This window comes from Dactylosporangium darangshiense (genome assembly GCF_039537565.1).
GTDB classification, from domain to species: Bacteria; Actinomycetota; Actinomycetes; order Mycobacteriales; family Micromonosporaceae; genus Dactylosporangium; species Dactylosporangium darangshiense.
The window spans coordinates 244,977-256,452 of record NZ_BAABAT010000013.1; the positions used below are offsets into that span (position 1 = coordinate 244,977).

The window sequence follows — 11,476 nt, forward strand, 5'->3', positions numbered from 1 at the left end:
GCCTCCTGCTCATCGCCAGCCGAAACCAACTTGTGTAAAACGTATAAAACGTGAAACGCTCGCTCGGTGACGACGGTGGACCAGGCACCACGGATCAACGGAATCAGCGGCACGCACGGACTGCCGCCCCACGACCTCCGCCACATCGGGATGTCCGTACCGGGTGGCAACGGGTCGTCGACAGGCGTCATCGGCCATCAGGCAGTTCCGCAGGTGTTCTTGGCGGCCGACCTGGACGACGCCGTGCGTCGTGCGGTGCGTGCCAGCGCGCTGATGCGGCAGTCCTTCTACGCCGTGGTCCTGCTCGTGGCGCTGGCCGGTCAGGTCTCCGGCGCGGTCGAGGCGCTGGGCATCCCGATGATCTGGGCAATCCCCGCGGTCGGCGCGCTGGAGCTCGGCGGCATCGTCGTGCTCGCCAACGCCGACGTGCGGCGCCGGCTCGGCGAGCGCGCGATCGCCTCGCGCATCCTGTCGGCCGCGATCGCCGCGTTCGCGGTCGCGTTCAACTGGATGGCGCACGAGAACAAGCTGCTTGCCGGGTTCTTCGCCGGCATGTCCGCGCTGGGGTACCTCGTCTGGCTGATGCACACCGAGAACCAGCGCCGCGACCGGCTGCGGGCCAAGGGCGACCTGCCGCCGACCACCCCGGTGTACGAGGTCGTGGGCCACTGGGTCCGGCATCCGTGGGTGACGCTGCGCGCCAAGAACCTGGCCAAGGCCGACCCGCGGCTCGGGCTGTACAGCTCCATCGCGGTGGCCAAGGCGGAGAAGCGCAAGGAGCAGCGCACCAGCGCGATCGCCAAGGTGCTGCATCGCAAGATCCGCGCGGCGGTCGACCCGACGACGGCCGACATCGCCGTGGCCGTGTACGACCTCGACGAGATCGCGGTGCGCCTCGCCGACGGCGCCGACTACGACGGGCTCACCGCGCTCATCGCGGCCGACCTCGCCCCGGCCCGGCTGGCCGCCGTAGACGGCACCGCGGCGAGCGCGCTGCCCCCAGTCCAGGACGCGGCTGCGGTCGAGCCGGAACCCGATGCGCTGCTGGTCATCGACACCCCGGAGCGGCCCACGCTGCCGGGGACGGCGGGCGACGACGAGGCGGACTCCAGCGCAGGTGCCGTCGACGCGGCCGAGCCGTCGAATGTGGTCGAGGATCTTCCGGTCGTCCGGACGCTCCAGGACGTGATGTGGGCGATTTGGGTGCGGCGCGTTGCCGGCGGATCGGTGCCGACCGCCGCGGAGCTCGACGAGGCGGCGCAGGCGCACAACTACGCCAGCAAGGTGCTGCGGAAGTGGAAAGACGCGCGACGCATCACAGCGGAGGAGTACGCGGCGGCGGTCGGCGGCCGACGCCGTCCGCGCCGGAAGCATGTCGCGTGAGCGCGCAGGCTGCTCCGGCACAGCCAGCCGAAGAGGTGGACAACTGACGGGCATTTGCATCAATATCGTGTGGGGAACGGGGGGGTGCAGTGACCATGACCAGCCCGCAGACAGGCGTCTCTGCCTCGTCGCAGCACGGCGGCTCCGCGACCCCACGTCAAGACCTTCGGTGCCCAAAGTGCTCCCGCATGGACCAGGTACGGAAGACGAGCGCGGTGTACGACGCCAGCATCACGACCACGTCGGTCCGCGGCACGCACGTCGGTTCGCGCAACTTCGGCACGTTCAACGGTCGGGCGACGACAACGTTTCCATTGCGGTCGAAGCTGGCCCCGCCACCTAAGCCGCTGCCCTGGTTTGCGCTGTCGGCCGCGGCCGCTGGTGTGCTGATGGTGGTCCTGGTGTGCAGCGGCGCGCTCCTGGCAGGCGCTGATCTGACCCAGGCGCCGATCGTCGGGCTGGTGCTGCTGTTCATGGTCCTCATCGGTGCGCTAGTGGGTGCGATCGTGTTGACCGTCGTGTTGCATCGGGCCCAGCGGGCGAAGCTGCCGGCGTGGCAGGCGGCGCGAACAGCGTGGGCGCGGCGCTACTACTGCAGCCGGTGCGATGTGCAGTTCACGCCGCGCGCAACTGTGGCTGGCCAGCGGTAGCTCGGCGGCGTTCCGCTCCCAGGCCGCTGTCGCATCCCGGCTGACCGGCAGTGTTCACGTATCGACGACGCCGTGCCACTGCCGACGATCGATCAGGTCTCGCGGCAAGGCACCGCCTCGATATGGCCGTGACGTCGTGGTCGGTGTGGCCGCTCGCCAACGCGGGCGACGCAACGGTAGCCCCATCATCTGAACTCGTGCACCGATTGAGACAGCGTCGCCGGCCGCGGTTCACATGGAAGCGCGTTGATCACGACGTCGTCGCGACTTTCGGGCTCCGGCGGCGGCTCGCGTCGCGAAGCACCGGCGTCCGCTCGCGGCCGGTCGCTGCATCTCTCGATCTTCGGCGCTGCGGCGCCGACACGCCTTGCCGCTAGGGCGGTGACGATGTCCCGACACCGACCGAGAGGTCGCGACACCGTCGCGAACTCTCGACCCGCGTCGTACGCGACGACGAATAACTGCATCGTGCGCGTAGGTAGTCGCGACGATGTCGCGTTCTGAGCGCTGGTGACGGTGCGGGGTTGGCACGCGATGGCACCGGTTGACACGTTCCCGTGGCGGTGCCGTCGGGGCAGTGTCGAGCAGGTGTCACCGCTGCTCGCGGGCGGTGTGTCAAGGGTGGCAGGACCGGACGGTCACGTACGGCACTGGTGCGTGCGTCGCTGGCCACGGTCCATCGACGCTACGGGGGAACCGCATGGACAACACGGCAAGCAGCCCGGCGCAGCCAGAGGGCGCGGCGCGGGATCAGGCGTTGCAGCAGCCGAAGCATCATCGGGTCGCTGACGGGCGCGGCCGGCACCGCCAGCCGCGGCGCCGGTGGTGGCGGGTTGGGTGGCTGGTGGTTGGTGGCCGCCGATGACGACGACGTCGCGATCGCATCCCGACACTGTCGTCGGCGCGTTGCCGGGCGAGCCCGCCGTCCCGCTGACGGTGAGGTTGTGGCACATCACGAAGACGGCCCGCCGCCACCTCGAGCGGTCGGTGCTCGGTCCGGCCGGCCTCAGTCTGCCCGACTATGCGGTCCTGCTTCTGGTCAGCGCCGGTCCGGAAGCACGGACATTGGACGTTGGCCGCCGGGCGGGCATGGCGAAGGCCACGCTGAATGGGATCGTTACCCGGCTGGAGACCCGCGGACTGCTGTCCCGCCGCCCGGCCGAGGACCGCCGCGTGGTCAAGCTTGGGATCACTAAGGACGGCCGGGCGTTGCTGAACCGGTTGCGGCGGGAAGCGGCCGTGGCCGAGACGGCGCTGCTGACCGGGTCGACCATGTCCGACGACGTCCGTCGCCTCGTCGCGGCCATGAATCTGGGCGCCGATGACGTCGCCGCCGGGCACCGTGATACGAGCGGGCCCCCTGGCGCGGTCCTGCTGGACGGACAGCACCGGGACGGGCCGCTGTGACCGCTAGGGCGGTCTTGGCCGGTCCACTGCGCGACCTGATGTCCAGCTACGACGCGGTCGCGCAGACAGCGCTCGGGCAGCCGCTCGCCACCGACGTGGACTTCTCCTCGCTCGACTCGCTGCTGCACCACCACATCGACCGCGCGAGCGTGGCGCCGGAACCGGCTGCCGCCGTGGCGCGGCTCGCGACGCATGTACTTACGGTCGTCGCCGACTTGTTCCGCGCCCCAGCCCAGGGCTGGTCGGGCGCCATTCACGGCGGGCTGCTTATGGCGACGATCGACGTTCTGGCCGAGGCCCGCCGACGGCACCCTGACACCGTGGTCTACCTGTGCCGAACTGGTCATGATCACGTCCGCGACGCGGTCGACCGGCTCGGCCTGCCGCTGCAGGTCATCCGGCACACGACCGGCGGCGGGATGAACGTGCAGCATCTGGCAGCGATGCTGCACCGCCGACCCGGTGCACCTGGGCTGGTTGTGGCGTCGGCTGGCAGCCCCGCCAGCGAAGCCCACGACGACGTCAGCGCGATCCGCACGATCACTGCCGCCGCCGGCGGCGCGGTCCACGTCCACGTCGACGCCCCGCTGGCCGGCTGGCATCGGGCGCTGCTCGACCGCACGGCTTCCAGGCGGGCCGGGATCGACTTCGCCGACGGCGCGGACAGCATCGTCGTGGACGGCCACCAGTTCCTCGGCACGCCGCTGCACTCGGCCGTCGCTGTGCTTCGCATTGTGCCCGCGCCGGATTCACCACCTCGAGCGAATCGTGCGACGCCGATCGGCGGCTGCCCGACCGGGCCGGTCGGAGACGGCGGCGGGGCCGCCGCCGTGCAGCTGTGGCACGTCATCAACATCATCGGCGTCGACGGGCTCACGGTGCGCGCCCGCCGCGCCCGGGCTCTCGCCCGGTACACGCTGCGCAGGCTGGAGGAGGCCCGCTGGCCGGCCTGGGCACATCCGGACGCGGTCACCGTCCTGCTGCGCCCGCCGTCGCCGACGCTGCGGCAGCGCTGGTCGCTGCCCGTCGACGGCGACTGGGCCCGGATCGTGTGCATGCCCGGCCGGACCGAGGCCCACATCGACCAATTCCTGTACGAGCTCGCACGGGACCGTCCACAGCCTTCCCGGCCGGTGCCGCCTGCCTTACGTAGCCGCGTGGCGGCGGTGCCGACCGCGCAGACCTGACCGGCCGCGAACACCGCCGCGCTGGCACCCCGACCGATGCCATCCTGCCCCGTCACTGACCAGCCCCGATCAGTCTCCGACCAACGAGGTCCGCGATGTCTCCGAGGAGCCCGCGCATGCCGTTCGATCCGTTCCTGCAGCTGTCCGCCAGCGTCCCCGCCGAGCGCTGGCGGGCACTGCTCGACGCTGGAGGATGGGTCGGCTTCGACGATGACCTGGGCCTGTGGGTCATCGTCGGCGCCGACGCCGTCGGGCAGGCATGCTGCGACCCCACGACCTTCGCCGACATCACCACCGTGGTCCCGGTCGAGCCGATCGCCGACTTCACGGCGCCGTTGTACGGCAGGTACTTGCCGCCCTCGATCGCCGGGTCCGGCGTACCGCCACAGCATGCCGGCGCCCAAGCCGCTCTCCGCCTGGTGTGGCCCAGCGGCCGCGCTCAGGCGCATACCGCCTGGGCTCGGCGGCTCTCACCGCACGTCCGCCGCCACGTCGAGCAGGCCATGGCCCGGCCCGAGCTCGCCGGGCCGTTCGCCGACGACCTCGGTCCCCGGCTGACGCTCGCGATGCTGGATGACCTATTCGGCCTGTCCACCGGCCACTTCGCGCGGCTCGTCCCACCTCGCGTTGCACTGCTCGGGCCGGACAGCGACGCGCCGGACCCGCGTCCGGCGATCCGCGCCGCCCGGTCTCTCGCGTACCTGCGGAGGTACATCCACGCCGTGGTCCGCCGGCGCGCCGCGGAACCGCCGGACCCATACAACCCTGGCCAGCCGGACAACGTCATCGACGACCTCCTGGTCGTCCGCAATGGTCGAGACGACCTGCTCGCCCTCAACGAGATCGCCGTCCTGGCCAGCAGCCTGTTCTCCACCGCATGGGACGCCGCCTCCTGGCTGCTGCCGGCCGTACTCGCCGCTGTGCATCGCGGCGGCTCCGCGGGCCTCGACGCAGATCTCGACGCCTCGCTGCGGCTCGTCAGCGACGCCCTCGATCGCCCGGCAGCGCCCGTGGGGTGGCTGCGGCACACCACGCAGGCGGTCCTGCTCGAACACACCCGCCTACCGGCCGGCGCCGATGTGCTGCTGCTCGTTGACCCCGCCGATCTGGACCCGGCCACGATCCGGCCGCAGCTGGCCCATCAGCTGCAATTCACCGCCGACGCACCGGACGGGTTCGGCCGCGCCTTCGCCGTGCTGGTGGCCGACCTCGTGCTGACCGACATCGCCCGGCGCCCGCCCCGGCCCGCCGGGGCGGGCGTGGCCGGCTGACCCCAATTCGAAGGAGATCCGGATGACCGTCATCGCAGGACGCCCGCTCGGGCTGTTCCACCTGCAGTTACCCGAGGTCATCGCTGACCCCGTCGGCTTCTACGCCGAGCTGCTCGACGCCGGGCCTGTGGTCGATCCGCTGACGGGGGCATGGCTGGTCGCCCGGCACCACGACGTCCAGCTGCTGCTCACCCATCCGGCGAGCTCGGTGCGCATGGACCATGCTGGCGCCCTCGCCCGGTTCCCCGGCGCCGGGCTGCGGACGGCATTCGACGCCCTCGATCTGCACGTGAGTTTCGCCGACCCGCCCGAACACGGGCGGCTGCGTCGGGCCCTGGCTGAGCCGGTCCAAGTCCGGCACGTCCGCACCGGCCTCGCCGCCGCGATCGACCAGGCCGTCACCACCACGTTCGACGACCTGCCACCGGCGAGGCCCGGGACTCACGCCGGCAGGGTGGATGTCGTGGCGGCGATCGCCGCCCGGGTGCCGATCGCCGTCACCGCGCACCTGCTCGGCATGGACGACGTCGACCTGGCGACCGTCCGCCGCTGGTCCCTCGCATGGGGTGACGTGGTCGCCGCCCCCGGGCACGTGCCCACCACTGGCCGGGCCGAGGTGCTGCAGGCCGTCGACGAGCTCGTCACCTACCTGCGCGACCTCGTCACCCGCCACGAACAGCAGCCCGGCGGCACGATGGTCGACCACCTGGTTTCGTTGATCCATACGGGCGTGCTGAGCCGGGACGAGGTGATCGCCAACCTCATGATGATCACCACCGCAGGATCGGAGACAACGACGAATCTGATTTCGGCCGTGATCATGTCCCTCGCAGACGACGCCGACCTGTGGTCGCTCGTGCGGCGCGAGCCGAACCTGATCGGCGAGATGATCGAGGAGCTGGGCCGGCTCCACCCGCCGACCCAGTACACCGCCCGCCGGATGACTGAGCGGGTCGTGCTGGCCAGCGGCGCGGTCATCCCGGCCGGCGCGACGGTGGTGCTGATGCTCGCCGCCGCGAACCGCGACCCGGTCGCGTTCCCCGCGCCGCACGAGATCCGCCTGGACCGGACCGGGGTTCGGCCGCTCACCTACGGCCACGGGCCTCATCACTGTTTCGGCGCGCCGCTGGCCCAGTTCGAGGCGCACCGCACCGTCCTCGAGCTAGCGACACGCTACCGGCTGCTCGCGCCGCTGCCCGGCCGGGCCTGGCGGCACAACGCCAACCTCCGCGGCCTCTCCCGCCTGCCGGTCCAGCTGACCGCCGCCACCCCGGCGGGTGTCCGATGAGCCCGGCCCTGCCCGCCGTCACCGCAACCGCCACGGTCGACGACCTGATCTGGCACTGGGCCGCAGCCGCGCCGGATGCGGTCGCGGTCATCGACGACACCGGCCAGTGGACGACGTACCGCGAGCTGACCGCCCAGGCCAACGCGGTCGCCGCAGAGCTCGCCGGGCTCGGCGTGACCACGGACCAGGTCGTCGGGGTGCATTACCCGCGCTCCGTCAACGGTCTCGTACAGCTGCTCGGGGTGTGGCGGACCGGCGGCGCCGCGCTCTACCTCGACCCCGACTGGCCGCTGCAGCGGCTGCAACACATGGCGGTCGTCTGCGACGTCCGCGTCGTGCGTAGCCCTCAGCCCATCCCCGGCCTCGCACCGCAGCCTGTACCGGAAGCGGTGTCCGGCGGCCGCCTGCCGCAGGTGCACGGGCCGCTGTGCTACGTGGTATTCACGTCAGGCTCGATCGGCATCCCGAAAGGTGTCCTCGTCGAGCACCCCGGCGTGGTCAACATGGCCACCGCCCTCGCCGAGATCTTCACCGTCGGCCCGGGCACGCGGGTGCTGCAGTTCTCCGCGTGGTCGTGGGACGCAGCGATGGGCGAGATCCTCATGACCCTCACCGCCGGCGGAACACTCGTCCTCGCCCCGCCGGCCACCCGAGTCGGCGGCCCGGCCCTGGCCCAACTGCTGCGCGCGCACCGAGTCGAGGTGGTCACGCTCACCCCGTCGGTGCTCGCCGCCGTCCCCGCCCTCGACCTGCCCGATCTGCGGACCGTCGCCGCGGTCGGCGAGGTGTGCCACCCGCACCTCGTCGACCGGTGGACCGCCCCGCACCGGCGCGTCTTCAACGGGTACGGGCCGACCGAAGCCACGGTGGCCGCTACCGTCGCCGCCTGCATCCCCGGCGCCGACGTACACATCGGCACGCCGCTGCCCGGCGTGACCGCCCAGGTCGTCGACGCCGACGGCCGACCACTTCCACCAGGAGTGATTGGGGAGCTGCTTATCGGCGGGATCGGCGTCGCCCGCGGCTACGCGGACAGCCCCGCCGCCACCGCCACCCGGTTCACCACCGACTCGGACGGGCTGCGCTGGTACCACACCGGCGACCTCGTCGCCCGCCGCGGCGACGGCACGCTGACGTACGTCGGCCGCGCCGACGACCAGGTCAAGCTCCGCGGGCACCGGCTGACGCTCGGCGAGGTCGAACATGTCCTCGCCGCCCACCCGGCGGTACTCGGCTGCGCAGTTGTCGCCCTCGCCGACCACCTCGTCGCCTACCTCATCGCCGACAACGAGCATCTGGCCGAGCCCGCTGCGGCTGGCCTCGTGGCTGCGGTCCGGAATCACGCCCGGGCGCTGCTGCCGCCGTTCGCGGTGCCGGACCTCGTGCGCGTCGTGGCGGCGTTGCCGCTGACCGCCAGCGGCAAGGTCGACCGCGACGTGGTACTCCGGTGGGCCGCCGAGACTAGCGCCGATCCGGCGCCGGGATCCGATGATACGACCGCGCAGGCCAGCCTGCCCCGGGTGCTGGAGGTCGTGGCGGCGGTGCTCGACCGTCCGATGCGGCCGGACACGGACATCATCGACACCGGCGGGCACTCGCTCCTCGTCGCGCAGCTGTGCGTCGCGCTTAGCGAAGCCCTCGGCGTCGAGGTCCCCTACGTCACCGTCGCGCTCAACCGCACCCCTGCCGGCATCGCCGCCGCGATTGACCAGCTCACCGGCACCCCCAACCGGATCGACACGCCGGGAGGTGCGCCATCAGCAGCCGTCTAGCAACCCCTATCCGGGCGGTGGCCGTGGCCCCAGGCGTTGACCTCGCCGTCCACGACGTGCCCGGGTCCGGCCCGGCCGTCGTGCTCCTGCACGGCCTGGCCAGTACCCACCGCTGGTGGGACCTCGTCGCAGACCGCCTGCCCGGCCGACGGGTCGTGCGGATCGACCACCGCGGCCACGGCCAGTCCAGCACCCCGCCCGGCGGATACACCATCCAAACCCTGGCCGCCGACACGGCCGCCGTCCTCGGCACACTCCAGCTACGCCGGTCCGTGGTCGCCGGACACAGCCTCGGAGCCACCGTCGCCCTGCACCTCGCCGTGCACCGGCCCGACCTCGTCGACGGGCTGTGCCTCGTCGACGGCGGCATCTACGACCCCCGGATCTTGTTCGGCGCCAGTTGGTGGGACGCGCAGTACGCGATGCGACTCGACCGGCGCATCGCCCCGACCCCGGCGATGCTAACCGCCTGGGCCCACGGCCGCGGCCTGCCCGACGACGCCGTCCCGTCACTGCTGGCCAACTACCAGCCCACCCCCGCCAACGGCGGGACGGGGTCCGGGCCGGTCCGGCTGCGGCTGGCCGTCGAACACGAAATCCAGCTCGCCCACAGCCTGTGGCGCGCCGACCCTGCCGCGCTGCTCGCCCGTATCTCCGTCCCGACCGTGGCGGTGCTCGCTCACCCGCGAGACCCAGTCGCGGCCGCCACCCAGCAGCGGGCCCTGCGGCACACCCTCGATCAGGCGCGACGGCCGGTCACCACTCGGTGGGTTGACGGCAGCCACGACCTGCCCCTCGAACAGCCCGACCACGTCGGGACCGCGATCGCCGACCTCGCCGACGGAGCTGAGACATGACGACCAAAACCGGCATCGTGGCGGACCTACGCAGCGACACCGTCACCCGACCCAGCGCCGGCATGCGGGCCGCCATGGCCAACGCCGAGGTCGGCGATGACGTCTACGGCGAAGACCCCACCGTCCGCGACCTCGAAACCCGCGTCGCGGGCCTGCTCGGACACGAGGCTGGCCTATTCTTGCCCACGGGGACGATGGCCAACTCCGTCGCCGTACAAACCCTCGTCCCGCATGGCGGGGAACTGCTCTGCGCCGACGACGCGCACGTGGTCAGCTACGAGGCCGGCGCCGCCGCCGTCCACGGCGGCATCACCACCCGCACCTGGAACAGCCCCGACGGGATCATCGACCCCGCGGCAGTCGCCGCCATGATCCGGCCGGGCGGCGGCTTCGCCAACCCAACGCAGGCAATCGCCGTCGAGCAGACGGCGAACCTCCCCGGCGGTCTCATCCACCCCCTCGACCGGCTTACCGCCCTCCACGAGGTCGCTCGCCGCGCCGACGTCGGGCTGCACTGCGACGGCGCCCGGCTCTGGCACGCCCACATCGCCACCGGCACCCCGCTGGACACCTACGGCCGACTATTCGACACCGTCGCCGTGTGCCTGTCCAAAGGGCTCGGCGCCCCGGCCGGATCGGTTCTGGTCGGCACCCCGGACCACATCGCCGACGCCCGGCGGCTAAGGCTGCGCGCTGGCGGCGCGATGCGCCAGGCCGGTGTCCTCGCCGCCGGAGGCAGCTACGCGCTCGACCACCAGCTGGCCCAGCTCGCCGAGGACCACCGCTGCGCCCGCGAACTCGCGAAGGTCCTCGCTGGCCTGGGCGTCGTCGACCCTGCCCGGGTCGAGACCAACATCGTCCTGCTCGACCTCACCGCCAGCCGCTGGACCGGCCCGGACCTCACCACGGCCGCCGCCGAACGCGGCGTCCTGCTCACCGCCGTTGGACCCTGCCGCGTGCGGGCCGTCACCCACCGCGACCTCACCGACGTCCAACTCGGGCACGCGACCGACGTACTGCGCCGTCTCCTTGACGCCTGAGCCGCAGCGCGGCTCGGGCGCGTGTGGCCCGCCGCCCGCCCGGCATGCATCAGACGAGATGCCATCGAGAGCCCGCAACGAGGTCGACCGCTCAAACTGGAGCCATGCGATCGGAAGGGAACAACGTGACCTGAGCATCCTCAGTCCGGGAACTCGCCCTCCGCGGTCTCGTTGGCCTGACCCTCGCCGTGCTGAGCCGCCTCCTCGTCGCCTGGACATTCGACGACACCACCCCATCGACCGCACCATTGCAGGCTTTGATCGACTACACGATCTCCGCCATCGGGCTCCTCACGATCATCCTGACCGGCTGGTGGGCCGGCACCAGCGCCCAGGCCGCGCTCACCTCATGGATCGACCGACAGTTCGCCGCTGGCCGGCGCCGATGGCGCGACACGCCCCGCAGCCGATCGAACGACTTCTTGTTCGTCAACGCGGTCGCGGTGCTATGAGGGCGATCCGGTAACTTGCTGGGAAGATCTCGCCGATATCTGAGCCCTGATCCACCGATGGGATTGATGTGAGCACGAGGGCCCGGATGCGATGATGCCCCCGCGAGCTGGAAAGATAGAGGTTCTTCAGGCTTCTATCGTCCAGTTCGAGAGGGCACCGTCAGGGTGA

Annotated in this window: 10 protein-coding genes; all 10 read left to right on the plus strand. The window is 71.7% G+C overall.

What is annotated here, in order from left to right:
* The first annotated feature begins 66 nt into the window (after window positions 1–66).
* The 10 genes from ABD901_RS25070 to ABD901_RS25115 all read left to right on the plus strand — a co-directional run bounded on the left by ABD901_RS25070 (window position 67) and on the right by ABD901_RS25115 (window position 11,307).
* Window positions 67–1,383, plus strand: coding sequence for a hypothetical protein (locus ABD901_RS25070; protein WP_345129604.1), 1,317 nt, complete (start codon window positions 67–69; stop codon window positions 1,381–1,383).
* Window positions 1,384–1,571: 188 nt separating this feature from the next.
* A complete protein-coding gene (locus tag ABD901_RS25075; RefSeq protein WP_345129606.1) occupies window positions 1,572–2,033 on the plus strand; it encodes a hypothetical protein in 462 nt (153 codons plus the stop codon).
* An 861-nt stretch (window positions 2,034–2,894) separates the two neighbouring features.
* Entirely contained in the window at window positions 2,895–3,440 is a 546-nt protein-coding gene (locus tag ABD901_RS25080; protein WP_345129608.1) for a MarR family winged helix-turn-helix transcriptional regulator, read from the plus strand.
* 38 nt (window positions 3,441–3,478) lie between these two features.
* On the plus strand, window positions 3,479–4,627 hold the full coding sequence (locus ABD901_RS25085; protein ID WP_345129610.1) for a PLP-dependent aminotransferase family protein: 1,149 nt from the start codon (window positions 3,479–3,481) through the stop codon (window positions 4,625–4,627).
* A gap of 116 nt (window positions 4,628–4,743) precedes the next feature.
* Window positions 4,744–5,898: a cytochrome P450 family protein gene (locus ABD901_RS25090; protein ID WP_345129612.1), complete on the plus strand. Its 1,155-nt coding sequence runs from the start codon at window positions 4,744–4,746 to the stop codon at window positions 5,896–5,898.
* Window positions 5,899–5,920: 22 nt separating this feature from the next.
* Window positions 5,921–7,186, plus strand: a complete 1,266-nt coding sequence (locus ABD901_RS25095; RefSeq protein WP_345129616.1) for a cytochrome P450 — start codon at window positions 5,921–5,923, stop codon at window positions 7,184–7,186.
* A complete protein-coding gene (locus ABD901_RS25100) occupies window positions 7,183–8,958 on the plus strand; it encodes a non-ribosomal peptide synthetase (protein WP_345129618.1) in 1,776 nt (591 codons plus the stop codon). The genes ABD901_RS25095 and ABD901_RS25100 overlap by 4 nt, the downstream gene beginning before the upstream one ends.
* Window positions 8,959–8,981: 23 nt before the next feature.
* Window positions 8,982–9,815, plus strand: a complete 834-nt coding sequence (locus tag ABD901_RS25105) for an alpha/beta fold hydrolase (RefSeq protein WP_345129620.1) — start codon at window positions 8,982–8,984, stop codon at window positions 9,813–9,815.
* Window positions 9,812–10,855, plus strand: coding sequence for a threonine aldolase family protein (locus ABD901_RS25110; RefSeq protein ID WP_345129623.1), 1,044 nt, complete (start codon window positions 9,812–9,814; stop codon window positions 10,853–10,855). Before ABD901_RS25105 ends, ABD901_RS25110 begins: the two co-directional genes overlap by 4 nt.
* 188 nt (window positions 10,856–11,043) lie before the next feature.
* On the plus strand, window positions 11,044–11,307 hold the full coding sequence (locus ABD901_RS25115) for a hypothetical protein (RefSeq protein ID WP_345129626.1): 264 nt from the start codon (window positions 11,044–11,046) through the stop codon (window positions 11,305–11,307).
* The last annotated feature ends 169 nt before the right edge of the window (window positions 11,308–11,476 follow it).